29 protein-coding genes are annotated in these 25,779 nt (G+C 68.1%); 12 read left to right on the top strand and 17 right to left on the bottom strand.

Annotation, left to right across the window (positions count from 1 at the left end; translation table 11 throughout):
- Window positions 1–40: 40 nt before the first annotated feature.
- Complete coding sequence (locus ACFWBU_RS19365) at window positions 41–328, bottom strand: putative quinol monooxygenase (protein WP_378529004.1); 288 nt, start codon at window positions 326–328, stop codon at window positions 41–43.
- A gap of 118 nt (window positions 329–446) precedes the next feature.
- On the bottom strand, window positions 447–857 hold the full coding sequence (locus ACFWBU_RS19360; protein ID WP_296550634.1) for an NUDIX domain-containing protein: 411 nt from the start codon (window positions 855–857) through the stop codon (window positions 447–449).
- A gap of 335 nt (window positions 858–1,192) precedes the next feature.
- Between ACFWBU_RS19360 and ACFWBU_RS19355 the strand changes: the two genes are divergently transcribed.
- A complete protein-coding gene (locus tag ACFWBU_RS19355; RefSeq protein WP_378529003.1) occupies window positions 1,193–2,053 on the top strand; it encodes an alpha/beta fold hydrolase in 861 nt (286 codons plus the stop codon).
- On the opposite strand, the gene ACFWBU_RS19350 is transcribed toward ACFWBU_RS19355, so the two are convergent.
- The 4 genes from ACFWBU_RS19350 to ACFWBU_RS19335 all read right to left on the bottom strand — a co-directional run bounded on the left by ACFWBU_RS19350 (window position 2,039) and on the right by ACFWBU_RS19335 (window position 5,305).
- A complete protein-coding gene (locus ACFWBU_RS19350; RefSeq protein WP_169620800.1) occupies window positions 2,039–2,440 on the bottom strand; it encodes a TIGR03668 family PPOX class F420-dependent oxidoreductase in 402 nt (133 codons plus the stop codon). The genes ACFWBU_RS19355 and ACFWBU_RS19350 overlap by 15 nt on opposite strands.
- Before the next feature lie 65 nt (window positions 2,441–2,505).
- Entirely contained in the window at window positions 2,506–3,264 is a 759-nt protein-coding gene (locus ACFWBU_RS19345) for an SDR family NAD(P)-dependent oxidoreductase (RefSeq protein WP_378529002.1), read from the bottom strand.
- Between the two features lie 32 nt (window positions 3,265–3,296).
- Window positions 3,297–4,058: a 3-hydroxyacyl-CoA dehydrogenase gene (locus ACFWBU_RS19340; RefSeq protein ID WP_169652248.1), complete on the bottom strand. Its 762-nt coding sequence runs from the start codon at window positions 4,056–4,058 to the stop codon at window positions 3,297–3,299.
- A gap of 53 nt (window positions 4,059–4,111) precedes the next feature.
- Window positions 4,112–5,305: a thiolase family protein gene (locus ACFWBU_RS19335; RefSeq protein ID WP_169620802.1), complete on the bottom strand. Its 1,194-nt coding sequence runs from the start codon at window positions 5,303–5,305 to the stop codon at window positions 4,112–4,114.
- Between the two features lie 227 nt (window positions 5,306–5,532).
- Between ACFWBU_RS19335 and ACFWBU_RS19330 the strand changes: the two genes are divergently transcribed.
- Window positions 5,533–6,318 carry an enoyl-CoA hydratase gene (locus tag ACFWBU_RS19330; protein ID WP_378529001.1) on the top strand — a complete coding sequence of 262 codons (786 nt, stop codon included), beginning with the start codon at window positions 5,533–5,535 and terminating at the stop codon, window positions 6,316–6,318.
- Window positions 6,319–6,321: 3 nt separating this feature from the next.
- Here ACFWBU_RS19330 and ACFWBU_RS19325 read toward each other — a convergent pair whose 3' ends face one another.
- The 4 genes from ACFWBU_RS19325 to ACFWBU_RS19310 form a co-directional block, all read right to left on the bottom strand.
- The gene (locus ACFWBU_RS19325) at window positions 6,322–6,993 is read right to left on the bottom strand and encodes a TetR/AcrR family transcriptional regulator (protein ID WP_296550637.1); all 672 of its coding nucleotides are present in this window, start codon (window positions 6,991–6,993) and stop codon (window positions 6,322–6,324) included.
- A gap of 181 nt (window positions 6,994–7,174) precedes the next feature.
- Window positions 7,175–7,837: a histidine phosphatase family protein gene (locus tag ACFWBU_RS19320; RefSeq protein WP_378529000.1), complete on the bottom strand. Its 663-nt coding sequence runs from the start codon at window positions 7,835–7,837 to the stop codon at window positions 7,175–7,177.
- Window positions 7,834–8,748 carry a prephenate dehydratase gene (gene pheA / locus ACFWBU_RS19315; protein ID WP_378528999.1) on the bottom strand — a complete coding sequence of 305 codons (915 nt, stop codon included), beginning with the start codon at window positions 8,746–8,748 and terminating at the stop codon, window positions 7,834–7,836. The genes ACFWBU_RS19320 and pheA overlap by 4 nt, the downstream gene beginning before the upstream one ends.
- A 55-nt stretch (window positions 8,749–8,803) precedes the next feature.
- Window positions 8,804–9,466: a hypothetical protein gene (locus tag ACFWBU_RS19310; RefSeq protein ID WP_169621061.1), complete on the bottom strand. Its 663-nt coding sequence runs from the start codon at window positions 9,464–9,466 to the stop codon at window positions 8,804–8,806.
- Window positions 9,467–9,576: 110 nt separating this feature from the next.
- Between ACFWBU_RS19310 and ACFWBU_RS19305 the strand changes: the two genes are divergently transcribed.
- The 8 genes from ACFWBU_RS19305 to ACFWBU_RS19270 all read left to right on the top strand — a co-directional run bounded on the left by ACFWBU_RS19305 (window position 9,577) and on the right by ACFWBU_RS19270 (window position 17,488).
- Window positions 9,577–10,371, top strand: a complete 795-nt coding sequence (locus ACFWBU_RS19305) for a DUF2470 domain-containing protein (RefSeq protein WP_169620807.1) — start codon at window positions 9,577–9,579, stop codon at window positions 10,369–10,371.
- Window positions 10,372–10,474: 103 nt separating this feature from the next.
- Window positions 10,475–11,527: an ABC transporter substrate-binding protein gene (locus ACFWBU_RS19300; RefSeq protein ID WP_378528998.1), complete on the top strand. Its 1,053-nt coding sequence runs from the start codon at window positions 10,475–10,477 to the stop codon at window positions 11,525–11,527.
- A 20-nt stretch (window positions 11,528–11,547) separates the two neighbouring features.
- Window positions 11,548–12,900 (top strand): LLM class flavin-dependent oxidoreductase, encoded by a 1,353-nt coding sequence (locus ACFWBU_RS19295; protein WP_378528997.1) that lies wholly within the window; start codon window positions 11,548–11,550, stop codon window positions 12,898–12,900.
- A gap of 27 nt (window positions 12,901–12,927) precedes the next feature.
- Window positions 12,928–13,818 (top strand): ABC transporter permease, encoded by an 891-nt coding sequence (locus tag ACFWBU_RS19290; RefSeq protein WP_169652253.1) that lies wholly within the window; start codon window positions 12,928–12,930, stop codon window positions 13,816–13,818.
- Window positions 13,794–14,516, top strand: a complete 723-nt coding sequence (locus ACFWBU_RS19285) for an ABC transporter ATP-binding protein (RefSeq protein WP_378528996.1) — start codon at window positions 13,794–13,796, stop codon at window positions 14,514–14,516. The genes ACFWBU_RS19290 and ACFWBU_RS19285 overlap by 25 nt, the downstream gene beginning before the upstream one ends.
- Before the next feature lie 58 nt (window positions 14,517–14,574).
- Entirely contained in the window at window positions 14,575–15,390 is an 816-nt protein-coding gene (locus tag ACFWBU_RS19280; RefSeq protein WP_169620812.1) for a CPBP family intramembrane glutamic endopeptidase, read from the top strand.
- 145 nt (window positions 15,391–15,535) lie between these two features.
- Window positions 15,536–16,777 carry an LCP family protein gene (locus ACFWBU_RS19275; RefSeq protein ID WP_378528995.1) on the top strand — a complete coding sequence of 414 codons (1,242 nt, stop codon included), beginning with the start codon at window positions 15,536–15,538 and terminating at the stop codon, window positions 16,775–16,777.
- A 156-nt stretch (window positions 16,778–16,933) separates the two neighbouring features.
- Complete coding sequence (locus tag ACFWBU_RS19270; protein ID WP_296550644.1) at window positions 16,934–17,488, top strand: ferritin; 555 nt, start codon at window positions 16,934–16,936, stop codon at window positions 17,486–17,488.
- A gap of 100 nt (window positions 17,489–17,588) precedes the next feature.
- Here ACFWBU_RS19270 and ACFWBU_RS19265 read toward each other — a convergent pair whose 3' ends face one another.
- Genes ACFWBU_RS19265 through ACFWBU_RS19250 form a run of 4 tightly spaced genes read right to left on the bottom strand, consistent with a single transcriptional unit; the run spans window position 17,589 to window position 20,708 of the window.
- The gene (locus ACFWBU_RS19265; RefSeq protein ID WP_296550645.1) at window positions 17,589–18,506 is read right to left on the bottom strand and encodes a DUF5926 family protein; all 918 of its coding nucleotides are present in this window, start codon (window positions 18,504–18,506) and stop codon (window positions 17,589–17,591) included.
- A 35-nt stretch (window positions 18,507–18,541) separates the two neighbouring features.
- Window positions 18,542–19,315, bottom strand: coding sequence for a glycerophosphodiester phosphodiesterase family protein (locus ACFWBU_RS19260; RefSeq protein WP_169620815.1), 774 nt, complete (start codon window positions 19,313–19,315; stop codon window positions 18,542–18,544).
- On the bottom strand, window positions 19,312–20,367 hold the full coding sequence (locus tag ACFWBU_RS19255; RefSeq protein ID WP_296550646.1) for a DUF4328 domain-containing protein: 1,056 nt from the start codon (window positions 20,365–20,367) through the stop codon (window positions 19,312–19,314). Before ACFWBU_RS19255 ends, ACFWBU_RS19260 begins: the two co-directional genes overlap by 4 nt.
- Entirely contained in the window at window positions 20,367–20,708 is a 342-nt protein-coding gene (locus tag ACFWBU_RS19250) for a rhodanese-like domain-containing protein (protein ID WP_169620817.1), read from the bottom strand. Before ACFWBU_RS19250 ends, ACFWBU_RS19255 begins: the two co-directional genes overlap by 1 nt.
- A gap of 220 nt (window positions 20,709–20,928) precedes the next feature.
- Here ACFWBU_RS19250 and ACFWBU_RS19245 point away from each other — a divergent pair, with 220 nt between their 5' ends.
- Window positions 20,929–21,864 (top strand): LLM class F420-dependent oxidoreductase, encoded by a 936-nt coding sequence (locus ACFWBU_RS19245; RefSeq protein ID WP_169652258.1) that lies wholly within the window; start codon window positions 20,929–20,931, stop codon window positions 21,862–21,864.
- Between the two features lie 24 nt (window positions 21,865–21,888).
- Here ACFWBU_RS19245 and ACFWBU_RS19240 read toward each other — a convergent pair whose 3' ends face one another.
- The 3 genes from ACFWBU_RS19240 to ACFWBU_RS19230 form a co-directional block, all read right to left on the bottom strand.
- Window positions 21,889–22,494 (bottom strand): hypothetical protein, encoded by a 606-nt coding sequence (locus ACFWBU_RS19240; RefSeq protein WP_378528994.1) that lies wholly within the window; start codon window positions 22,492–22,494, stop codon window positions 21,889–21,891.
- Window positions 22,495–22,619: 125 nt separating this feature from the next.
- Window positions 22,620–23,288: a peptide-methionine (S)-S-oxide reductase MsrA gene (gene msrA, locus ACFWBU_RS19235; protein ID WP_169620819.1), complete on the bottom strand. Its 669-nt coding sequence runs from the start codon at window positions 23,286–23,288 to the stop codon at window positions 22,620–22,622.
- A gap of 9 nt (window positions 23,289–23,297) precedes the next feature.
- Window positions 23,298–24,392 (bottom strand): acyltransferase family protein, encoded by a 1,095-nt coding sequence (locus ACFWBU_RS19230; RefSeq protein WP_378529005.1) that lies wholly within the window; start codon window positions 24,390–24,392, stop codon window positions 23,298–23,300.
- Window positions 24,393–24,729: 337 nt separating this feature from the next.
- Here ACFWBU_RS19230 and ACFWBU_RS19225 point away from each other — a divergent pair, with 337 nt between their 5' ends.
- A complete protein-coding gene (locus ACFWBU_RS19225) occupies window positions 24,730–25,353 on the top strand; it encodes a superoxide dismutase (RefSeq protein WP_169620820.1) in 624 nt (207 codons plus the stop codon).
- Window positions 25,354–25,779: the final 426 nt, after the last annotated feature.

Raw genomic sequence — 25,779 nt, 5'->3', positions numbered from 1 at the left:
GCCCAGGCATGCCACGCTGTCGTCGTCTGTGGGGTGCGACTCAGAGAGTCGTGTACTGCGTGAGCTTCGGCGCTCCGGCCAGGAGCGGACCGAGATCGGTGATGGCGCCCTCGCCCGCGCGGAACTTGCGGTAGGCGGCGTCGTGCTCGGCCGAACGCCACTTCTCCACGACGACCCAGCGGGCCTCGTTCGTCCGGTCCACCAGAATCTCGATTCCGTCGCAACCGGCGAACTCGCGGGTCTCGCCGAGCACCCGGCTCATCACCGCTTTGGCGTCGTCGAGCGCGTCGGCCTTGAATTCGAGTTCGAGCAGGGCGGTGAGCGCCATGAAGAGTCCTTCCGTGCAAACGTGTGCAGTGCCGTACTGGTGCCGCTCACATTTCCCGATTCACGAGAACGGCGCAATACCGATTCGGAAATGACACTTCCCCCGGGCGCGCAGTCTGTCAGCGCGCGATCGCCGGGAGGACGAAATGCTCGAGCAAAGGTGCGAGATCGCCGGGCAACGGGTGGAGCGCCGGGTCGAGCCAGCGCATCTCCTCGATCTCCGCCGCGCTGCCCGTAATGCCGACGAACGGGTGCTCGAACACCGTCCCCTCGATTTTCCAGCCCGGTTCGTTGGCCGCATCCGCCAGAAACACCCCGATCCGTCGCAGCGAACCGAGGTCGAGCACCGCCCCGACTTCTTCCGCGCACTCACGCACCGCAGCCTCGGCTGCCGACTCGCCGGGTTCGGGCTTTCCACCGGGAAGCATGAACCGGGACGTGTTGCGCTTGCGTACCGTCAGCACCTGCCCGTCGGCGTCGCGGAGCACGACCGCGCTGACACGGATGAGTTTTTCGGGGGAATCGGACACCCGCCCATCCTAGGAACCACGAGACCGAAGCCGCCCGCGGCACACGCACCGCGGTGGGAACTATCGGGCGGCGAGGACGGAACGGGCGTCGCCGAGGGACTCGGCCGATGAGATCGGGACGTTGCTCCGGTCTGTCCGAGTAACGCCCGGCCCACTTCCTGCTTGTGCGGGCTTTGCTTCCGGAAAGCGGACGGGCACGAAGCTTGTCGAGAAGGAGCCGAGACCATGGGACACACGCAGCAACGTCATGAGGGTCGTCGACGCCGAGATTGTCGAGGCTGCCGGCTGTTCGAAAACCGTGGCGGCAGTCGCCGCGTCGGAAAGCTGAGCGGCAGATGACCACCGTCGGTGCCAACGGGGTCGATCTGGGTGTCGAGTCCTTCGGTGACCCCGATGCGCCACTCGTCCTGCTCGTCGGCGGGACGACGATGCTCTCCTGGCCCGATGGACTGTGTGAGCACCTCGCCGCGGGCGGACGTCGCGTCGTGCGGTACGACCTGCGTGACAGCGGTCAGTCGACGACGGTGGACCCGGAGACACCCAACTACACCCTGCGTGACCTCGCGGCCGACGCGGCCGCCCTCGCCGACGCGCTCGACGGCAGGCCTGCGCACCTTGCGGGAATCGGGGTCGGCGGGATGGTCGCCCAGCTCGCTGTGCTCGAGCACCCCGGCGCGTTCCGGGCACTCACCTTGGTGGGTACCCGCGCGGTCGCGCCCGGCAAGTGCGACCCCGACCTCCCCGACCACGACCAGGCGACGATGAATCGACTGTTCGCGCTTCCGATGCCCGACTGGACCGACCGAAACGCGGTGGCGGAGTTCGCCGCTGCCGGCGCGGAGATCCTCGGCGACGCCCCCGACATCGCACGCGCGACCGCCGCGCGCATCTGGGAAGGGACACCCGGCACAACTCCCGCGATCCAGATGGCCAACCAGCTCGGAACGGTCTTTTCCACGCTCGACTGCACACCCCGCTGGCGCGAGCGCCTTTCCCGGATCCATGTCCCCACGCTGGTCGTACACGGCCGGCGGGACCCGTTCTTTCCTCTCGGCAACGGCGAGGCCATCGCGCGCGAGATTCCGGGAGCACAATTGCTGGTGCTCGACGACGCTGCCACAGCGGTCCCCGAAGCGGCGGTCGAGGAGGTCGCCGAAGCGATGCTCTCGCTGACTTCGGACTCACGCCGACCATGATCGCCAGCGCAGCCGAGCGATGGTGATCACCGGTCCCGGTGGTCGTGTCGACCGGTACTGCGGATATTTACGCACCAGGGCATCGAGGCCGGTGGCGCCCGCATCGGTGTCCGCGGCGTGGACCGTGGCGATGCCGTCGATGCGAATCCACCACAGCTGTGACCAGTCGTCGCTGTAATGGTCGACGAGCACACTCACGCGGGGGTTCGCTGCGATGTCTGCGAGGCGACGTAGCCGCCGGGTGGTCTTCGGCTTGTCGTCGACGCAGGTGTGAATCGCATCGCCGTCGAGGGCGAACACGATCGGGACCAGGTGCGGTTCGCCGGACCCGTCTGCGGTGGCCAGGCGGGCCACCCGGGCTTCGGTGACGCGGCGGCGGACGTCCATGTGCCTCACCGTAGCCCGGCCGAGCCGGTATGCCGGTCCTTCGATCGACTCGGCCGGGCTGCGGATCAGAACATGCTGTAGCCGCCGTCGATCACCGTCGCGCTTCCGGTCTGGAACGCCGATGCGTCGCTCGCGAGGTAGACGGCGATACCCTCGAAATCCTCCGGCCGCCCCCAGCGACCCAAGGGCACGCGGGAGATGACGTTGCGGTTGAACACGTCCGAGTCCTGCAGCGGCCCGGTCATATCGGTCGCGATCCAGCCCGGCAGCACACTGTTGACCCGGATGCCGTAGCGCGCGAGTTCGACGGCGCACCCGTTGGCGAGCGCGAGCACCGCGGCCTTGCTCGCGCCGTACGCCTGGTTGCGTCCTGCACCCTGCAACGCTCCCAGGCTCGACGTCACGATCACCGACCCGCCGGTACCTTGATCCACCAGCACCTTCGACGTCTCCCGCAACGTGAAGTACGCACCGTCGGCGTTGGTGCCCATCACTTTCCGGTACTGCTCCGTCGACGACTCGTGGAACTTCTGCAGTGCCGCACCGATTCCCGCATTGACGACCACCGTGTCCAGCCCACCGAATTCGCCGACGACGGATGCGACACCGTCGACCACCGCGTGCTCGTCGGACACGTCGACCGACCGCGTCGTCACGCGGACACCGAAGCCGCTCAGTTCGTCGGCCGCGCGTCCGAGTCTGGCGGTGTCTCGTCCCCAGAGCGCGATGTCTGCGCCGGCACGTGCGAGACCCCGCGCCATACCGAGGCCGAGACCGGCGGACCCGCCCGTCACCAGCGCCCGTGTGCCTGTCAGGTCGAACATCGAGATCCTCCCGGCGGGTTCTTCCGCGAGGTTCAGCGCGGCGCCATGCGGATGGCACCGTCGAGACGGATGACCTCGCCGTTGAGCATCGGGTTGGACACGATGTGCGCTGCGAGAGCGCCGTACTCGGAGGGGTCACCGAGGCGCGCGGGATGCGGAACCTGCTGTCCGAGAGACGCTTGCGCCTCCTCCGGCAGAGAGCCGAGCAACGGGGTCTTGAACAGGCCGGGTGCGATGGTGACGACGCGGATGAGGAGCGAGGCGAGGTCGCGTGCGATCGGCAGGGTCATGCCGACGACGCCGCCCTTCGATGCCGAGTAGGCGGCCTGGCCGATCTGGCCGTCGAATGCCGCGACGGAGGCGGTGTTGATGATGACGCCGCGCTCCCCGTCGACCGGTTCCGTCTTGGCGATGCGCTCGGCGGCGAGGCGGATCACGTTGAACGTGCCGAAGAGGTTGACGTCCACGACTTTCTTGAAGGCGTCGAGCGGGAACGCACCCTTCTTGCTCACCGTCTTCATGGCGTTGCCGATGCCGGCGCAGTTGACCGCGACGCGCAGGGGGCCGAGCGATTCGGCGAGGTCGAGCGCCTCCGTGACCGCGGCCTCGTCGGTGACGTCTGCCGCCGCGAAGCGGACCCGGTCGCCGAGTTCTTTGGCGACGGTCTCGCCGTTGGAGGACGGCAGGTCGATGATGACGACCTGGGCGCCGTCGGCGAGCAGAGCCTTGACGGTGGCGAGGCCGAGCCCGGAGGCACCACCGGTGACGATGGCGACGCTGTCGTTGACGATCATGAAAAGCCTTTCACTGTGGGGATTTCGGACGAGAGATTCGGTACGGCGGTGGGTCAGAGACGTTCGATCACGGTCGCGTTGGCCATGCCCGCGCCCTCGCACATGGTCTGCAGGCCGTAGCGGCCGCCGGTCGCCTCGAGGGTGCTGACGAGCGTGCTCAGCAGGCGCGTACCCGACGAGCCGAGTGCGTGACCCAGTGCGATGGCACCGCCCCACGGATTGAGCTTGGCCTCGTCCGCGCCGAACTCCTCGGCCCACATCATCGGGACGGGCGCGAACGCCTCGTTCACCTCGTAGGAGTCGATGTCGTCGATGGACAGGCCCGACTTGGCGAGCACTTTGTGGGTAGCCGGGATGGGCGCCGTGAGCATGAAGAGCGGGTCGTCTCCGGCGACGGCGAACGAGTGGAATCGCGCGCGCGGAGTCAGGCCCAGCTTGGTCGCGGCTTCTTCGCTCATGATCAGAACGGCCGACGCACCGTCCGTGAACGGCGACGAGTTGCCGGGGGTGATGAGCCACTGCGCTTCGGGGAATCGTGCGGCGTACTCGTCGGTGCGGAAGGACGGACGCAGCCCGGCGAGTGCCTCGACGGTGGTCGACGCGCGCACGGTTTCGTCGACGCCGTGCACGACCTGCTCGCCGTCTGCGTTCGTGACCGTGATCGGGGCGATCTCCCGGTCGAAGTTTCCTGCCGCGATCGCGGCGGCGGCGCGCTGGTGCGAGCGCGCGGAGTAGGCGTCGACGGCGTCGCGGTCGAAACTCCACTTCGCGGCGATGAGTTCCGCCGAGATCCCCTGATTGACCAGACCTTCCGGATACCGGGCGGCGACGCCGGGGCCGAACGAGTCCTGCCCGATCGAAGACGTGCCCATCGGGAGGCGACTCATCGACTCGACACCGCACGCGATGACGATGTCGTACGCACCCGCGATGACGCCCTGCGCCGCGAAATGCGCAGCCTGCTGGCTCGATCCGCACTGACGGTCGATGGTGGTGGCCGGAACCGAGTCCGGGAAGCCCGCCGACAGCAGTGCCGAGCGCGAGATGTTGAGTGCCTGCTCGCCTACCTGCTGCACGCAACCGCCGATGACGTCGTCGACGAGGACGGGGTCGAGGTTGTTGCGCTCGACGAGCGAACGCAGGACGTGGGCCAGAAGTTCGACGGGATGCGTACCCGACAGCGCACCACCGGGCTTGCCTTTGCCGACGGCAGTGCGGACCACGTCGACGATGACGGCCTGTGCCATGACGTTCCTTCCGAGGGGTTCGAGCAGGGTCGGCAGGAGTGCGTGGAGTGTGGAGCGCCCCAATCCCAACCGTGTACCTATCGATCGCTAAAGGCTTACCACGGGGTCAGCACGCGGTCAACGAATTCGGTACCCAGCGGACGACACGCAGGTCTGATAGGGAGAGAAGAGGCTTCGCCGCCGCGCACCGTCACCGCAGGCAGTCGACCACCACCGAGGAGAATCGCATGAGCACCGACCCGCCCGGAGTCACCTCGAGCGTCGGCAACGGCATCCTGCGCGTCACGATCGACCGTCCCGCCCGGATGAACGCGGTCGAGACCGACACCCTGGTCACCGTCGCGGAGGCTTTCGACAGGCACGCCGGCGACCCCACCGTCCGCGCCGCGATCCTGACCGGAAGCGGACGGGCGTTCTGTTCGGGTGCCGACATCTCCGGCCGTGACCTGAGCGCTCCTCCCACGCCCGACACCATCGACGCCGCGAACCGGGTCGTCGCGACGATCCGGGATTTTCCGCGACCGGTTGTCGGGGCGGTCAACGGCGTCGCCGCCGGCGTCGGTGTGTCACTCGCACTTGCGTGCGACCTCACGGTCGCGAAGGAATCGACCTACTTCCTGCTCGCGTTCGCCAAGATCGGCCTGATGCCCGACGGTGGTGCGACGGCGCTCGTCGCAGCGTCGATCGGTCGTGCCCGGGCCCTGCGGATGGCGATGCTCGCCGAGCGACTCCCGGCGCCGGAAGCACTCGCGTCCGGCCTCATCGCCGATGTCTACCCCGACGACGAATTCGACACGGCAGTCGAGGAATTGATCGTCCGGCTCGCAGACGGCCCGTCTGTGGCCCTCGCGTCCACCAAACGGGCGATCAACGACGCGACGCTCACCGAACTCGGCAACGCGTTCGGCCGTGAGCGCGCAGGTCAGCTCGATCTGCTCGCGGGCCCGGACTTCGCCGAAGGAGTGTCCGCCTTCCAGGACAAGCGCACCGCGGACTTCCGGCGTCGCGCCTGACCGTCAGAGCGGATCGCGGCGGGCGCCGACCGTCTTGAGGGCGATCGCCACATACTTCTTCGCGACCGCCTCGGGGCTCAGAGTGCCCTCCGCGTGGTACCAGCGCGGGATCGATTGGCACATCCCGAGCAGCGCCCGGGTGGTCTCGGCCGGGTCGTCGACGTCGAAGTCGCCCGTCGCAGCACCCTCCTCGACGATCTCGCGCACCAGGTCTTCGATGCCCTTGCGCACCGCGCGGTACCGCTGACGATTCTCGGGACTGAGATAGCGAGCCTCACCTTCGAGCGCGGCGAGCGCGGACCGCATCGTCATCCGCAGCACGATCGCCTCGATCACGTTCGCCAGTCTGCGCACCGGATCGCCGGCACCCTCCGCGTCGGCGGCGTGCGCTCGGGAGAGAACATCGCTGGTCGACAGCTCGAGCAGGGCGATGAGCAGGCCCTCTTTGTTCTCGTGGTGGTAGTACAGCGCGGGCACGGTCACTCCGACCCGCCGCGCGATCTCGCGCACCGACGTCCCGTGGAACCCGGTCTCGTAGAAGGCGTCGAGCGCTGCGGACAGGATCGGGCTGAGGTCGAGCGGCTGCAACGTCCGCCAATCGGAGTGCGCGTTCTCCCCATCCGGCACGACCCGACCCTCGAGCGGGTCGACGGCGTCGTCGGTGGAACCATCCATGTACCGCACCCAACCTACCGATCGTTACTTCATCCGGACGGCTCGACGATACCCGGCGGTTCGTCCGCGAACGATCGACACCGCGGCACGTCGCTCCGCCGGAGGGACGGGATGCGCGCCTGCATACGAGCAGTGGGCGAGAGCGATATCGATTGCGAGAGTCCGCGTGAACTGCGCGTTCTCAGCCCATCGGGTCGTCGGCGCCGGCGCGGTGGGTGTCGCGGAACGGGCCGGTGAACGTGCCCCACCGCACACACTCCCAGCCCCCGCCCCGCACCGGCACGAGTTCGACGGTCTCGGTGTTGGCCAGATGATTGCTCGTGGCGAACCCGCCCGGCACTTTGCCGAGGTACGCCGCGACGAGACGGATGGCTGCGCCGTGGCTGACGACGACGACGTCCCCCGACCCTTCATCGAGATGGTCGGCGCGCAATGCGTCGATCACCGGCACGAACCGGTCGAGAACGTCGATCGCCCGTTCGCCGCCCGGCACCCGCGTGCGCAGGTCGCCGCTGTGCCACTCCTCGTAGACCTTCATGAACAGGGTGTGCGACTCCTCGTCGCTGCGATCCTCGAGATCACCGACCTGCACCTCGTGCAGGCCGTCGAGGACCGAGGTGTCGAGCCCGACGGCCGGAGAGACCTGCTCCGCGGTCTGCCGCGCCCGGATCGCCCGCGACGCCACGAGAAGCGACGGGCCGCGCTCGACGAGATTGCGGCCGAGGCTCCGTGCCTGCTCGATTCCCAGTTCGGTCAGTTCCGCACCGGGCAATTTGGTGTCGAGACGCCGTGCGACGTTCGCGACCGTCTGGCCGTGCCGGGCCAATATCAACTTTCCGCTCACCGCTGTTCCTCTCCGCGGCGCAGTCGCTCGAGCCACTGCGCATCGTCGTCGTCGGAGACGGGAGGCACCCCGTGCTCGGACACTGCCGGCCACGAACCGAGGAACCGTACCTGCGCGAAACGGTGCAGGGCCTTGAGTGCCTCCGCGACGAGCGCGTCGTCGATATGGCCCACCCAGTCCAGATGGAAGAAGTAGGTCCCGTAATCCATACGGGTGGGGCGTGATTCGATGCGGGTGAGATCGATTCCGCGGGTCGCCAGTTCCGTCATGGCCCTCACCAGCGAACCCGGAACATTCGGCAGTTGCAGGACCACCGACGTGCGATCGCAGCCGGTGCGCTTCGGTACCGGCCCGGGCCGCGAGACGAGCACGAACCGGGTGCGGGCACCCGCGAAGTCCGCGACGCCGTCGGCCAGCACCGCCAGACCGAGCCGTTCACCGGCCAGCGCCGTGGCAACCCCCGCGTCGACCTTCCCGGATGCGACATCCTCTGCCGCCCCCGCGTTCGAGGCCGCGGCGACGATCGCGGCGCCCGGCAGATTGTCGGCGATCCACTCCCGCACCTGGGCCGCTGCGACGGGATACGCACCGATGGTCGCGACATCCTCGCGAGCGACTCCGGGCCGCGCGACCACAGTGAAGGCGATGTCGAGTTCGGTTTCGGCGACGATCTGCAGCCGAGAGCCGAGGGCGAGTCCGTCCATCGTCGGCGGCACCGAGCCTTCGACCGAACTCTCGATCGGCACGACCGCTCCGTCGACCTCGCCGTCACGCAGCATCTGCAAGGCCGCGGGAGGGCTGGCGGCGGAGACCCGCTCGACCGGCGCATCGAAGGCACCGAGTTCCTCGAAACGGGCGAGGGCCATCTCGGTGAAGGTTCCCGACGGGCCGAAATAGGCGATACGTGGCACGCCTACGAGGTTACGCACCCCGAGTCTGCGGATTGCGGTGTCGGGCCGGTGCCGTTCAGCCGGCCGACAGCCCCAGTTCGCCGAGTTCGCGCGCGACCCGGCCGGGGTCGTCGACTTCGACGGCCAGAAGAATCTCCCGCAGTGCGGACGCCGCTTCGGGGATCAGCCGTCGCAACCAGGACACGTCGGGTGACGCGAGGGCCTCCCGGATGTCGAAACCGCTCAGGGCCGCCGCGGTCCCGGACAGCAGCGCCACCACGTCCTGCGTGCTGGTCGCGCGGGCGACGTAGCCCGTGTCGGCGTGGGCGAGGACCGCGAGGAAGTCGGAGACCGCGCCGAGGCCGTGACCTGCGGGAAGACCCGGTACATGTCCGGCTTCGGTGAGTGCGCGTGCGGTGTCGGCGAGCGTGTCGTCGGGTCCGTCCACGTATACGGCCAGCGGTGCGGGTGCCGTGACTGCGAGGACATCGTCGAGGACGTCGGGAGTGCACCCGATCTGGTAACGCACCGGTCGCCAGCCCGCCGGCGCGGGGGGCGGACCCGACGTATCGAGTTCGACGACGAGGTCGCGGCCCGGAGGGACGGTGATCGCGCGGGCCGGGACGATCGGAGGCGCGAACAGCGGTCCGGTGACCTCGCGGTCATCGTCCGGCGAGTCGTACCGTCCGGTCAGCAGCCCGTCCAGCAACCCGCGCGGCTCCTCGCGGGACGGCGGCATTCCGAGGGGAAGGGGGATCGGCACGCATCCCAGATTAGACCCGGGACCTCTTGCCTCCCCGAGGACGATGACTTAGGTTTGCCTCACCTACATAGCCAGGAGGGGTTGTCATGCACACCACCACGTCCACCGCCGTCCCCGCACCCACCACGGCCGAACGCGTGCGCACCGCCCTCATCCGCGCCGACACCTCCCGCCTCGCTGTCGACGGCTGCGATCCCGTCCCCACCACGATCCACCACCTCCATACCGACGACGACCTCGCCATCGTCGTGCCCGCGCACAGCCCCGCCGCCGCACTCACCCGGCATGCGGGCAGCGCGGGACTATCCGCGGTCCTCGAACTCGCCGACCACTCACCGCTGGCCCTCCGCAACCCGGTGCGCTCGCTCATCTGGTTCAGCGGCACCCTGCACCCGGTCCGGGACCCTCGCCTGCTCGCCGCGGAAATCGCGGAAACCCTGCCTCATCCGGAACTTCTCGACGTGGGCCACGGGTCCGAACTGCTGCGGCTGAGCCTCGATTCCGTCGTCGCGGCGGATACGACCGGCGCGGAGGCCGTGAACGTCGTGGATGTGCTCGACGCCGCGCCCGACCCGTTCGCCGCACTCGAGACCGCGTGGCTCGAGCACCTCGAAGAACAGCACGCGGACCTGGTGATGCGCATCGCCCGCCGGATTCCGGAAGCCCAGAGAGGGGGACGAATCCGTCCGCTCGGCATCGACCGGTACGGCGTGCGGCTGCGGATCGAATCGGGCCGCGGCGACCACGACGTCCGCATCCCGTTCGACGAACCGGTCGATGACCCCTCCGGGCTGAGCCGGGCGTTGCGCCTGCTGGTCGGATGCCCGTTCCGGAACGGCCTGCACCCTCGCCTGCGCCGGGAGGACTTCGGATCACGCTGACGCTAACTGTGGTGACCCCCGCGCTCGAACTCGATGATGATCATCAGCCTCCGGCACCGTCCGGGCGGCCTCACCGTCGATCGTTCGAGCCCGAGGGAAGTACATGTTCCGCCTACGTCACGCCGGATTCACCACCGCAGCCGCATTCGTCCTGACCGCGGTCGTCGCGTGTGGTTCGGGGCCGGCGGGCGGCGGTCTCTCGCCCGACAGTCCGCTTCCGACCGACATCCCCGCCGGGACGAAGATCGTCATCGCCGACCAGGGCGAACGACAGCAGGTCGCGCTGGCAGCGTCCGGCAACCTCGACTCGCTGCCGTTCGAATACGAGTTCGCCACGTTCCAGGGCGCACCGTCGATCCTCGAGGCATTTCGCGCCGACGCCGTCGACGTGGCGTGGGCAGGCGAGATCATGGCCGTGCAATCGCTCGTCGCGGGCGACGACGTGCGGGTGATCACCGCTGTCCAGACCGACAACAGCCTCAACTTCGGCGTCGCGCCGGGCGCCGACATCGACTCGCTCGCCGCACTGTCGGGCAAACGCATCGGCTACGCCGAGGGCACCTCCCAGCAGGCGTTCGTCCTCCGCGCGCTCGACAAGGCCGGTCTCGACGTCGACGACGTGACACTCACGCCGATGGCACTCGCCGACTTCCCGGACACGCTGCGATCCGACCAGATCGACGCCGCACCGATGAGCGAACCGGTGTTCTCCCGGTACATGCAGACCCCGGGCGCCACCGCCCTCCCCCGCGACGAGATCGCCGATCTCAGTGACGGGATCTCCTACCTGTACTCGAGCGCGAAGGCACTGTCCGATCCCGCGACAGCGGCCGCGATCCGCGCCTACGTCGGTGCGTACATCGCGTCCGTGGACTGGGCGAACGACAACCGCGACGCGTGGATCGACGAGTACTTCGTCAAGAGCCAGGGCCTGACCGTCGAGGACGGGCGCCGCATTCTCGACGCCAACGGTCCGACGACCTTCCCGAGACTCGACGAGAACCTCGTCGCCACCCAGCAGCACACCGTCGACGTGATCGACGCGGCCGGCGAACTGCCACGACCCGTCGAGGCAGCCGAAGCATTCGACCTGCGCTTCGACGAAGTAGTCCAGGCCGCGGTAGCCGACGCCGGCGCCGGACACGTTCGCAACTGATCTCCGAGGGGACCTTTCTCATGACGCACCGCCAGCTCAGCCTCAACGCCTTCATCTACCCGACCGGACACCACGAAGCGTCGTGGCGTCACCCCGGCAGCGCACCCGAGCGCATCTACGACGTGCACTACTTCCAGGAACTGGCACGTGCAGCCGAAGCCGCCAAACTCGATGCGGTGTTCTTCGCCGACGGGCCGGCGCTGCGCACCGAGGTGCGGTACCGGCCCGACTACGGCCTCGAACCGATCACCACGCTCGTCGCGATGGCCACGGTCACCACGCATCTCGGCCTGATCGCCACCGCGTCGACCACCTATTACGAGCCCTACAATCTCGCCCGGCTGTTCTCGTCGCTCGACCACATCTCCGGTGGTCGCGCAGGATGGAACATCGTCACCACCGCGTCCGATGCCGCAGCGGCGAACTTCGGCCTCACCGACCATCCCGACGTACGGCAGCGATACGCACGTGCACGCGAATTCGTCGACGCCACAGTGAAACTGTGGGATTCGTGGGAGGACGACGCCGTGGTCGCCGACAAGGCCGCGGGGGTGTACGCCGACCCTGACAAGATCCACCGCGTCGACGTGGAAGGTGAGTACATCAGCGTTCGCGGCCCGTTCAACTCGGCCCGATCCCTGCAGGGCCGGCCGGTCCTGGTCCAGGCCGGATCGTCGAACGACGGACGCGATTTCGCCGCGAACTATGCCGAGGCGATTTTCACCGCACACCAGCGGATCTCGGATGCGCAGGCGTTCTACCGAGACATCAAGCTCCGCGCGGCGGACGCCGGACGCAATCCCGACCACGTCAAGATCCTCCCCGGCCTGAGCCCGTTCCTCGGCGCGACCGAGGCCGAAGCACAAGAACTGCACCGCGAATTCAACGAACTCACCATCGTCGAGTACGGACTCGGGCAACTACAGAAGATGGGGCGGATCGACGTCTCCGGACTGGACCTCGACGCCGTCGTGCCGGCCGAACTCTTCGCGGGAGCCGGCGACATCACCGACAACGACAACAGCCGGCGTCTCGTCTTCGCCAAGATCGTCGAGCGTGAACAGCCGACGCTGCGTCAACTGCTCCACAAGCTTGCCGGAGCGCGCGGGCACAACGTCGTCGCCGGGACCCCGGTGCAGATCGCGGACATCATTGAAGAGTGGTTCACCCGCGGTGCGGCCGACGGGTTCAACATCATGCCGCCCCAGTACCCCCAGGGACTCGAGGCGTTCACCAGCACCGTCGTCCCGATCCTGCAGGAGCGCGGACTGTTCCGCACCGAGTACACCGGCACCACCTTGCGCGACCACTACGGCCTGCCCCGGCCGGAAAGCCAGTACGCACGCACTTTCGCGAGTTCCGGGACGGCCTGACTCTCCCCCGACGAAAGGACAAGCCACATGAGCGTGCCCACTGTCGACCTCCGGCGATTCGGGAGCGGCCTCGCCGGGGACGGCGCCACCGACCAGAAACCGGACCCGGACAACGAGCCGGGTCTGCCTCCTCGGCGCGGCCGTAGCCGCCTCGCACCCGGACGGCCGATCAAGTTCGGCCTCGCCATCGGACCGACGATCCTGCTGGCCGTCTGGATCGTGGCGTCGGCGACCGGGCAACTCGACCCGAAGACACTGTCGGCACCGTGGACGGTGGTGACCACCGCCTGGGATCTGATCGCCGACGGCCGCCTGCAGAGCAACCTGCTCACCTCCGTGCAGCGTGCGGTGATCGGCGGCGTTCTCGGTGTCTTCTTCGGGTTGCTGCTCGCTCTGATCTCGGGCCTGTCCCGGATCGGTGAAGCGCTCCTCGACGGCCCGGTGCAGATCAAGCGGTCGATTCCGACGCTCGCACTGATGCCGCTCGCAATCCTGTGGTTCGGCATCGGCGAGGAGATGAAGATCCTGCTCATCGCCCTGTCGGTGTTCGTGCCCGTCTACATCAACACCTATTCGGCACTGCGCGGCATCGACTCCCGCTACGTCGAACTCGCCGAGACACTGGACCTTTCGCGCGCGCAGTTCGTCCGGCGGGTGGCCCTGCCCGGCGCGCTCCCGGGGTTCTTCACCGGTCTCCGCATGGCGGTGACGGTGGCCTGGCTCGCCCTCGTCGTCGTGGAACAGGTCAACGCGACGAGCGGTATCGGGTTCCTCATGTTCCAGGCCCGCACCTACGGGCTCACCGACATCATCATCGTCGGCCTCGTGGTCTACGCGATCCTCGGCTTCGGCAGCGATCTGCTGGTCCGCTCGGCAGAAAGGAAGGCGCTGGCATGGCGCAAGACGATCGGAAGCTGACGGTCCGCACCTCGGGCCTGAGCCGGGGATTCGACGGACGCGCAGTCCTGCGCAACGTCGACCTCGAGATTCGCGAAGGCGAGTTCGTCGCACTGCTCGGCCGGAGCGGGTCCGGCAAGAGCACGCTGCTGCGCGCCCTCGCCGAACTCGACCACGGGGTGCCCGGGTCGGGGGAGATCGACGTGCCGCGCAAGCGAGCGGTCGTCTTCCAGGATTCCCGGCTGCTGCCGTGGGCCCGCGTGCTCGCCAACGTCACCCTCGGACTCACCGGCCCCGACGCGACGGAACGGGGCCGGACAGCGCTCGCCGAAGTCGGCCTCGCCGGCCGGGAGTCGTCGTGGCCCAACGAATTGTCCGGCGGTGAACAACAGCGGGTCTCGCTTGCGCGGTCGCTCGTCCGCGAACCCGAGTTGCTTCTCGCCGACGAACCCTTCGGTGCACTCGACGCGCTGACGAAAATCAAGATGCACGCGCTGCTCCAGGAGTTGTGCGCGGTGCACCGGCCGGCGGTGCTGCTGGTCACCCACGACGTCGACGAAGCGACCGCGCTTGCCGACCGCGTGCTGGTGCTCGATCACGGTTCGCCGGCGGTGGAACTGACGATCGATCTGCCACACCCGCGAGCGGCGCACCCCCTGCAGACGGCGGAGTATCGGCGGATTCTGCTCGAGGCGCTCGGCGTCGAGGTCGCGGCGTGAGCTAGGCCGAACGAGACCGCCGCGGTCCGGCACAATGACACCGCCGGGGTCCGGCACAATGACACCGGTGACGACGCTTCGTTCCTGGCTGAGCCCGCCGGCGCAGAACCCCGCCACGCCTCTCGATGCCCCCGCACGCCGCGCGCTGTGGATCGAGATCGCGATCGTTCTGCTCGTCACGTTCGGGCTCAGCGGTCTCTCGTCGATCCTGTCGCTGCTCGAGGCGGCGCTCGCACCGGAGCCGTTGTCGGACCGGACCGTTGCGCTGAACAGCCCGCAGTCGTCACAGCAGTTCATCGATCTCGCCCGTCAGCTCCTGGGCATCCTCCGGCTGTCGGCCTGGGGAGCGCTGGGCCTGTACCTGCTCTGGCGCAGCGGCTTCGGCCCGAAAGCCGTGGGTCTGGCCCGTCCGTATCTCCGCCGGGATGTACTGCCCGGTGTCGGGCTCGCCGCCCTGATCGGTTTCCCCGGCCTGCTGCTCTACCTCGGCGCGCGCGCGGCGGGACTGAACCTCACGGTCGCGCCCAGTGTGCTGGCGGACTACTGGTGGCGCGTGCCCACCGAGGTGCTGTGGGCAGTGGCGAACTCCGGTGCCGAGGAGATCCTCGTCGTCGCGTACATCCTCACCCGCCTGCGGCAACTGGGCTGGTCGGAGAACTCTTCACTGTTCGCGTCCGCGGTGCTGCGTGGCAGTTATCACCTGTACCAGGGCCTCGGTGGCGGGTTCGGCAACGTCGTGATGGGTCTCGTCTTCGGCCGGTATTGGCAGCGCACGGGCAGGTTGTGGCCCCTGGTGATCGCCCATGCCTTGATCGACACCGTGGCATTCGTGGGATATCAGGCACTCCGAGGACACGTGTCCTGGCTGCCGTGACCGTACAGTTGTGCGAGTGAACGGCGATCCTCGCGACCCTCGGAACAGGCCGCGGCCACCGCAGGGACCTCCCCCGCAGCGGCCCGCGCCGATCCGCCGTCCCGTGCCTCCGCCCCGTGCGACGCCGCCTCCCGAGGGCACACAGGTGATTCGCCGCGACGGACGACGACCCGCACCGCCCCCGCAGGCGTGGTCGCAGGCCCCCACGCCGACGTACCGTCCCCCTGCCCCGCCGCCCCCGCCGCGGCGCCAGCCACCTCCCCGCGTGCCCGCGCCGCAGGAGGAGGCGTCACGCAGTCGCGACTGGGCGCCCACGCAACGGCCCGAACGAATCGCCGACGAACGCTCTCGCGGCGGGACTCCGCCGCCTGTTGTTCCGCCGGTGCGGCGCAAGCCCGCCGCGCAACCCGAACCACGACGACCACGCCCCGGCGCCGGACGACGCACGATGCGGCGCCTGGGTGCGGTCCTGGCCGTACTCCTCGTCGCGGTGATCGGCGGGACGATCTACCTCGACGGCACGCTCGACCGCGTCGACGCGCTCGCCGCGTACGACGGGCGCGGGGGCGACACCCCCGGCACCAACTGGCTGCTCGTGGGCTCCGACAGCCGGATCGGCCTCACCCCGGAACAAGAACAGGAACTCGCCACCGGCGGCGACGTGGGTACCGACCGGACCGACACGATCCTGCTCATCCACGTACCGAGCGGCGGAGGCGCGACCACCATGGTGTCGCTGCCCCGCGATTCCTATGTGGACGTGCCGGGCTTCGGGCGGGACAAGCTCAATGCGTCGTTCGCACTCGGCGGACCCCAGTTGCTCGTACAGACCGTCGAAGGCGCGACCGGCGTGCACATCGACCACTACGTGGAGATCGGCTTCGGCGGGTTCGCGTCGATCGTCGACGCGGTCGGCGGAGTCGATATCTGCGTCCCGTACCCGATCGACGATCCGCTGGCCGGTCTGTCGCTCGAGGCAGGGTGCCAGGAACTGAGCGGACCCGAGGCTCTCGGGTTCGTGCGCACCCGCGCGACACCTCTCGCCGACCTGGACCGGATGAACAACCAGCGGCTGTTCCTGTCCGCTCTTCTGGGCAAGGCAACAAGTCCCTCCACGTTCCTCAACCCGTTCCGCGCGGTGCCGCTCGCGACGGGCGCCGCCGGATCCGTGCGGGTCGACGAGGACGATCATCTCTGGGACCTCGCGCGACTGGCATGGGCGATGCGCGGTGAGACGTTGACCGCGACGGTGCCCGTCGGAGGATTCGAAGACGTCTACGGCATCGGCAACGTGTTGCTGTGGGACCGCTCCCGCGCGGCGCCGTTCTTCGATGCGCTGGCGAAAGATCAGCAGATCCCGGCCGAATTGCTGACGCCCGGACCCTGACATTGGGGTCTCCGCGGCCCTATATTCTCGCGGAATTCGGGGCGGAGATATTCGGCCAGGCAACCCTGAATTGACCAAGGCAAGCCGAAGCTTTGAAGAGTCAGCCTAGCCAAGGCTTGGATGATTTATCATCTGACCTGCATTAACGTCTTGATCATGACGACAATGGGCGAAACGCACAAGACCAAATTCCATTCGCTGCTGCACGACCAGATCCGCAACGAATTCAATGCGTCGCACCAGTACATCGCCATCGCGATTTTCTACGACAACACCGATCTTCCCCAGCTGGCGAAGCACTTTTACGCGCAGGCAGTGGAAGAACGCAACCACGCCATGATGATCGTCCAGTACTTCCTGGACCGGGACATGGCCGTCGACCTCACCGGGGTCGACGCCGCACAGTCGATGTTCGACAACGCGCGCGAACCGATCGCGCTGGCTCTCCGCCAGGAGCGGTCCGTGACCGACCAGATCGTCGAGCTGGCCCGCACCGCGCGCGACGAGGGCGACTACCTCGGCGAGCAGTTCATGCAGTGGTTCCTGCAGGAGCAGGTCGAAGAGGTCGCCACGATGACGACGCTGCTCACCGTCGCCGACCGCGCCGGTTCCAACCTGTTCAACCTCGAGGATTTCGTCGCGCGGGAGCTCAACTCGAAGGCCCGCGAACTGCGCGGCAACGCGCCGACCGTCGCCGGCGGCAGCATCTGACGCGACCTGCAGCCCACAGGGCCCGAATGCCACAGTTCCCGGATCACCGGCGAACTGTGGCATTCGGCTTTGCGGGGGACTTCTCTCGGCCCCGGAAAAATCAGCGCAGGGTGATCTGACGACTGCGGATTCCGTCGCGGGAGCGCAGCTCGGCAGTGGTCAGCGGTTCGTCCACGGCCAGAGCGGCGTCGAGGCGCGCGCCGAGTTCGAGTGCGGGTTCCACCCATTCGTCGGCGTGCTTCTCCCGGTCGAGATCGAAAACCGGAACCAGGAGTCCGTGCGTGCGGAACGACCCGGCGAAGCGTGATCCCTCACCGAGGTGGAGGCCACCGGCCGCGTGCACGCGCGACAACGCGGCCATGAGCGCGTCCTCGTCCTCGGGCCGAACCCAACGCAGGTGTGCCTTCTCGCCGGGATCCACCCACCACGCACCGACCAGCCCGTCACCGTTCAGACGCGCCGAGGGCAACACCGCACTGTTGGCGTGCTGCACGGTGTGCGCGATGTCCTGGCTCGGCTCGACGCCGGCCGGAATCCACCAGTTGAAGTCGTTGTGCACGGTGATCGGGGGAACAACATTCGCGTCGAGCAGGTCCTGCAGCCGCGGGGTGTCGTCGTCCACGGTCGCGGTCTGCAGCGACGATCCGGGCTCGGCCGTGCGTGCCCACTCGATCGCGGCGGCGAGTTCCCCGGCCGGGTCCGGGCCGTACCCGCTCGCGAGCTGCAAGCCGACGTACGCGACGGTCTCGTCGTCTTCTTCGCGGACCAGCGCCGCGACGCCACCCGGAAGGATGGTCGCACCGACGATCTTGCGTCCCTCATCGGTCAGCGGCAGGTCGACCAGTGCGGACGGAACGAACTCGCGCAGCGCGACGAGGTCGCATTCGAATGCGAGGCCCTCGAACGGTCGCGTGGACGCGGCGACCGCGGCTTCCCGCTCCAGTCTCCGCTGCTCGAGCTTGGCGGCGCGGTTGGCACCGGGCTTGGGTCCACTGTTTCTCTTGCTCTTCTTGGCCACGGCGCCAAACTACACGCCCGGCCCGCCCGCCCGATCTATACGCCGTGAGCAGCGTCGAGTTGCAGCTTGGTACGGCCCGGATGGTTGGTGGCCACCCATCCGACGCCGAGTTCGCGGCACAGCTCGACGTCTGCGGGGTCGTCGACGGTCCAGCAATACGTCGCACGGCCCGACGCAGCGGCACGGTCGACGAGATCCCGGTGCTCCCGGAGCGTCATGATCGACGGGCCGATCGCGGTGGCGCCCACGGTAGTGGCAGCACTCCCCCGCAGATACCGGGAGGTTTCGCCGAGCAACACGGTGGGCAGCAACGGAGCTGCCCGGCGGATCCGCCATACCGCGCTGCCCGCGAACGACATCACCACCACGCGGGAGAAGTCGGCCGACGCAGGCGTCGCGAGCCCGAAGCTCGCCAGCGCGTCGAGCAGCTTCGCCTCGACCAGCGCACCGTACCGGACGGGATGTTTGGTCTCGACGAACAGTTTGACCGGCACACTCGTCCAGTCCATGACGAGCTCGAGCAAACGGTGCAGGGTGAGCAGTTCCGCAGGTTCACCGGGCTTGCCGTAGTCGTGCTCGGACAGTTCGGCGAGAGTCATCTCGCTGACGACACCCGTTCCGTCGGACGTGCGGTCGATCGTGCGGTCGTGGATGCACACGAGGTGCCCGTCACTGGTGAGCCGCACATCGCACTCGAGTCCGTCGGCGCCTTCCGCGAGGGCCAGTTCGTACGCGGCGAGAGTGTGCTCGGCCTTGGCCGCCGACGACCCCCGATGTGCGACCACCCGAGGGCGATCCACGGCGCTCACGTGCTTGCCACCGGTTGGGGTACGTCGTCGCGCTCGTCCTGGGTAGCGGCCGGAGTGTCGTCCTGCGACAGGGACGCCGTGTCGGCCGGGCTGCCGGCGGTCGCGGCGCGCGGCACGATCGGGGCAATCGGCGCGTATGCGGGTCCGGTGGCGTAGGTGAATCTCCGGTGGCGCAGCGGCCTGCCCCAGATGTCCGTTCCCTCGAACAACCGCACCACGTGCAGCGTCGTGAGCGCGACCGCCGTGGCCAGCGCCGCAGCGAACGCCGCGAGCAGCACGCCGTCCGCACGGGCCTGGATCGTGTCGCGCTGACGCCACAGCACGACCACGACGAACATCACCGCGTCGAGTACCCACAGCACCCACCAGATCCGGATCGCCCGGAGAAGCCTGGGGTCGCGACCGGCGATCTCGGTGAGGAGCACTCCCGGCATCGCGAGGTTGACTCCGGGCACGACGACACCGAGCAGCACCGTCGGCGACGGCCGGGGATCGACCTCGCCGCGTTCGGCGAAGACGCGCCGGCGTAGTTCGAGCAGGCGCACCGCGCACGCGACGGCCGCGGCGAGCGCGACGAACGGTGCACCCACCTGCGTCGCCCACACGGCGGCGTCGGAGACCGCGAGAGCCAGCGGGTCGACGAGTCTGGTCCGGTTGAACACCAGCAGTCCGTACCGGAACGCCTCGGCGAGAGCCGCGAGGCCGAAGACGACGGCGGCGCCCACGAGGAGTGTCGGCGCGAGATCGGAGATCGTCTCGCTACGGCTCGGTTCGTACTCGGTGTCGACCGGCCGCGGATCTGTCAGTCCCCAGCGCGGTATCTCCCGGTATCGCGGCGTCGGAGCCGTCCCGCGCGTGCGCGTGGGCTCAACGGGACCGATCGGTACCGCCGGGCGCGCGACCCAGCGAAAGTTGCGGCGCGACGGGGGAACCGGAACGTCGGTGGAGACGGGCGAGAGCAGGACGCCACGGCAGGATGGGCACCACTGCCGGGGCTGATAGGTCACCGGCCAGCGGTTTTCGCACCGAACACAGATCTGGTAGGCGGCCATCAATAGATCTTCGCGGGTTCATCACCGTCGGAAACCAGGGGAAGACCGCTCTTCTGCCACGCCACCATGCCACCGTTCACCTGGATGGCGTCGTACCCGATGCGGTTGAGGTACTGGACTGCGCCGAGCGAGCGTCCGCCCTGGCGGCAGACCACGTAGACCTCGGCATCGATGTCGATTTCCTCGAGTCGTGCTGGGACGTCGGCCAGCGGAATGTGGACCGCGCCGGGTGCGTGTCCGAGCGCCCATTCGTCGTCTTCGCGTACGTCGAGGAGTACAGCGGCGGCGTTGGTCTCTGGCACCTCGTCCACAGACACGGTGGGGACGTCGGAAAAACTCACGATTCCAATAGTGGCACGTGCTGCGGGGCGATGCAGCCGAGGACGCTTCACTACGCGCTCGTGTCACGTCCACACACCGCAGGTCCTGGAGTTATCCACAGTTTCCACAGGTTCATCCCCAGGCTCTACCGGAGGTGGGGATGCCGGGCTCGAGACACGTCACATCCTCGGTCGTTCGGTACGAAACCCGGGGCGAGGGGGCACCTGAAATGATGGATTCATGGAACTACGAATCTTCACCGAACCTCAGCAGGGCGCCACGTACGACGATCTTCTCGCCGTCGCACAGACAGCCGAGCGGCTCGGTTACGGCGCATTCTTCCGTTCCGACCACTATCTGGCCATGAACGCCGACGGCCTGCCCGGCCCCACGGACGCGTGGATCACGCTGGCCGGACTCGCGCGCGACACCTCGACGATCCGGCTCGGCACCCTCGTCACGTCGGCCACGTTCCGCTATCCCGGTCCGCTCGCCATCTCCGTCGCACAGGTCGATGCGATGAGCGGCGGCCGTGTCGACTTCGGTTTCGGCGCAGGATGGTTCGAGGAGGAGCATCTCGCCTACGGCATCCCGTTCCCGTCCCTGAAGGACCGTTTCGACCGGCTCGAGGAGTCGCTGGCCGTCATCACCGGACTGTGGGACACACCCGTCGGCGAGACGTTCTCGTACGAGGGCACGCACGTGCGGATCCAGAACTCACCGGCGCTTCCGAAGCCGCAGCAGCAGCCCCATCCGCCCATCGTGATGGGCGGCGCCGGCAAGAAGCGCACACCCGCCCTCGCCGCACGGTACGCCGACGAGTTCAACGTGCCGTTCATGTCGGCCGAGGACACCGAGGTGTTGTTCGACCGTGTGGCAGGGGCATGCCGCGACGCCGACCGCGACCCGGCCACGCTCACGTACTCCAATGCCCTCGTGCTGTGCTGCGGGCGCGACGAAGCCGAGATCGCCCGCCGCGCCGAACGGATCGGCCGGGAGGTCGGCGAGCTGCGCGAGAACGGTCTCGCGGGCACCCCCGCGGAGGTCGTCGAGAAGATCAAGAGCTACGCGGCGGTCGGCTCGCAGCGCATCTACCTGCAGATGCTCGATCTCAGCGACCTCGAACACCTCGAGCTGGTCGCGGCGGAGGTCATGCCGGCCGTGCGCGACCTGTAGCCCTCACAGCTGGAAAACGGTGGCTCAGTAGCTGCTGGTGGAGCCGAGGAACGCCTCGATCTCCCGGTTCCACCGGCGGCGACGGGTGCGCTCGAGTCCCCACCGCGCCGACTCGAACATCGTGATCGCCAGCGCGACCGACAGCGCCCACAGGAACACACCGGCGCAGACGGCAGAGACCTTGGCGGCGGCCACCGTGAGCGGAGGGTCGGCGAGTTCACCCGAACGGGCGTCGACCCACACCGTCACGTCGCCCCCGGTAACGGACCAGCTGTCCACCGGAACCACGGCCCGGCGCTGCTCGTCCCCCCACTGCCAGGTGGCCGACGCGGGGGCGGTAACCGACGACGCGACCTCTCCCCCTCCCGGCGCGGCAGGGTCGGGCGCGGACTCGAGGGTCGCGGAGACCGGGGTGCGTTCGGTGCTCTGCTTCTCGGCGAGCGCTACCCAGGACTGCCACGATCCGGCGCCGACGACCCCGGCGACCGGAATCGTCAGCGCGAGGGTGGTGAACAGCACGAAGAACAACCACGCTTCGATGCGGTCGGCCCGGCGTACGAGCGGATTCCCGCCGCGCCGGCTGCGGCGCATGCGCTCGAGGTAGTCGCCCGCGCACGTCGAGGTTTTCACGGTGACCGGTCCTCCCCCTCGGCAGTCGTGTTCTCCGAGGATGCGACGGTCGTCGGCGGATTTCAAGACGCGACGACCGATTCGCGCACCCCGGACTCACGCTCCGGGAGGTGCCGGGAACGGGATCAGGCGCCGAGCCCCACCGGGCAGCTCACGCCGGTTGCGTGCACCGGGCAGTAACCGTGGGGATTCTTCGCGAGGTACTGCTGGTGGTAGTCCTCGGCGTAGTAGAAGTGCGTCAGAGGTGCGATCTCGGTGGTGACAGCGCCGTAGCCGGCTGCCGCGAGCCGCTCGCCGTACGCTTCGGCCGTCGCCTCGGCCATCTCGATCTGCGTCTCGTCGTGCGTGTAGATCGCCGAGCGGTACTGGGTTCCCTGATCGTTACCCTGCCGCATCCCCTGCGTCGGATCGTGGTTCTCCCAGAACTCCTGCAGGATGCGCGCGTAACCGATCACCTTGGGATCGAAGACGACGAGCACGACCTCGGTGTGACCGGTCCGGCCCGAGCACACCTCTTCGTACGTGGGGTTGGGCGTGTAACCACCGGCGTACCCGGCGGCGGTCGAGTACACGCCGTCGAGTTGCCAGAACTCCTTCTCCGCACCCCAGAAGCACCCCATCCCGACCACGGCGGTCTGCAGCCCCTCGGGGAAGGGGGGAACGATGCGATTGCCGTTGACGTAGTGGGTCTCGGGAACGACTACGGGCTCGGAACGCCCGGGTAGTGCATCCTCGCGGGCCACCATCTGCGACTTGGAACCTGCACGGGCCAGAATCTCGTCGAACCAGGACATGTCCCGATGCTACGCGCGGGGACCGGTGGTGGCCGGTTCCGCGGCCACCGTGCGGGCCGGCGTGAGCCACCGGGTGCTGATCCACCGTGCCGCGGGTACTTCGACACCGCGGTAGACCACTTCCGCCACGAGGGCGCAGCCGAGCAGCACGCACACGATCGCACCGGTCTGCCCCACCACCCCGACCGTGTTCTCGTAGATCCGGTACATCACCAGGGTGTGCGTGAGGTAGATGGCGTAGCTGCGGGTCGCGACCCAGTCGACGACCCGGAGATGCGCGAAGCGGCCGTTGTAGCGGGAGACCAGCACGACGCATGCGAACACCACGGTGATGGTCCACAGGTAGCGCGTCCCCGCCCAGTACACCTGGGTGTCGGTGGCGAGCACGATCACGTGGACCTGCGCCAGCAACGCCAGGACGAGCCCGCGGCCGGAGATCAGTCCGGCCCATCCGAGGTAGGCGATCTGCCCGAGGAACACCGTGGGGAGCGTCGCCGCGATCCGGGAGAGGAAGGGCACGCTGTACGGCTCCGGGATGTACAGGTTGTAGATGAGCACCAGCATGCACAACACGGCCCCGAGGACGGGAATGATGAGCGGGTTGGCGCGCAGGAGCGAGCGGCCGGCGACGCAGTACAGGTAGAAGACGATCTGCACGGCGAGCGTCCAGGCGACTCCGAGCACGGCCACCTGCGGCTTCAGGAAGAAGGCGCCGAGGATGAAACTCAACGCGGCCTCGGAGTTCGAGACACCCGTGTGACCACTGAACATGCCGTTGATACCGAGCCGGACCAGCACGATCGCGGCGAGGATGCAGACCCAGAACGCGGGAACCAGGCGCGCGGCGCGGGCGATGAGGAAACGCCGGGGTGATTGCCGCATGGCGGACCGGGTGATGAGGAGCCCGGTGAGCATCATGAACGCCGCGACCCCGACGAACGACAGATGCTGGTTCAGCCCGGCCCCGTCGACGAAGACCCGGTACACGAGGTCGATGCCCCACCATCCGGTCCCGAGGTCGTCGATCAGATAGAACGAGATATGGGAATAGACGACCGCGAGCACTGCTGCGAACCGCAGCAGATTGACGCCCGGAAGATCCACGCGAGGTGCGTCGACCCCGTTCGCGGGTTCGTTCAGGAAGGGCCGATACACCGCCCAATGTTAAGGTTCCGCTCTCGAGCGTCACCAATTGGTCCAGCTCGACCGGGGTTTCTGCTGGTCGCGGGAGATGTCCTCGCGGGAAACGGCGATTCTCGTCGCTGCCGCCCCGAGCCTCGTGGGCGTACGTCCGAGTGACAGCTGTGGTTGCGCAGGGTGTACTTATGAGTTGGGGTGGAAACCACACGGTGTGGGTAATCCACACAAGTGTTGTGGTGAAACCCGCAAGGCACGGAAACAACCGCACGGGCCCTACCGGGCTCGCAAAGAAGGGACCCTCGTGGCTGAGTACACACTTCCGGAACTGCCCTACGACTATGCAGCGCTCGAGCCGCATATCTCGGCGAAGATCATGGAGCTGCACCACGACAAGCATCACGCGACCTACGTCGCAGGTGCGAACACCGCTCTCGAGAAGCTGGCCGAGGCGCGCGAGAACGGCACGCTGGCCGCTCAGGCAACCAAGCTCGAGAAGGATCTCGCCTTCCACCTCGGTGGCCACACCAACCACACGGTGTTCTGGCAGAACCTCTCCCCCGAGGGTGGCGACAAGCCCGAAGGCGAGCTGGCCGCGGCGATCGACGACGCGTTCGGTTCGTTCGACAAGTTCCGCGATCACTTCTCCGCGAACGCGAACTCCATCCAGGGCTCCGGCTGGTCGATCCTGGCCTGGGATTCCATCGGGCAGCGTCTGCTCATCGTGCAGCTGTACGACCAGCAGGGCAACATCCCGATCGGCCTGACCCCGCTGCTCATGCTCGACATGTGGGAGCACGCCTTCTACCTGCAGTACCAGAACGTGAAGGCCGATTACGTCAAGGCGTTCTGGAACATCGTGAACTGGGCCGACGTGCAGGCTCGCTTCGACCGGGCACGCACCCAGACGGCAGGTCTGATCGTCTAGAGCCCGAGGCTCCGATCGGCTGAGCCGAATCGGCTGCGCCGGATACGAACGGAGGGACGCCGCAGCGCGGCGTCCCTCTTGCCGTATCCGGCCCCCACCCGGACTGGCACTCGGCACCTCTTGTGTGCAAGCACGAGAAGTGGGCATTCTTCGTCTACCGGCCATAGGGCCGGGACCCGGCTTGCAACGGCGCGACCGGACCGGCTCGAGTGGATCGGGGTGGGTTCGATGACGGACTACGCACACGGACGGATCGAACTCGCCGCATTTCAGGCGGCAGGAGCGCTGCGCGGTTTCGTGGGGGGGGGGGGGGGGGCCCCCCCCCCCCCCGCGGGGGAGGGGAAACGAAGCCGGGTGGGGGGGGGGGGGGTGGGTGGCGGGCGGGTTGCCACCCACCACCCCATGGGGGTGAAATGTGAGGGTGGT

Source organism: Rhodococcus sp. NPDC060084, from assembly GCF_042730335.1.
Lineage (GTDB): Bacteria > Actinomycetota > Actinomycetes > Mycobacteriales > Mycobacteriaceae > Rhodococcus.
Note: the sequence above shows the minus strand (reverse complement) of the source record. Positions and strands in the feature narration are given on the sequence as shown.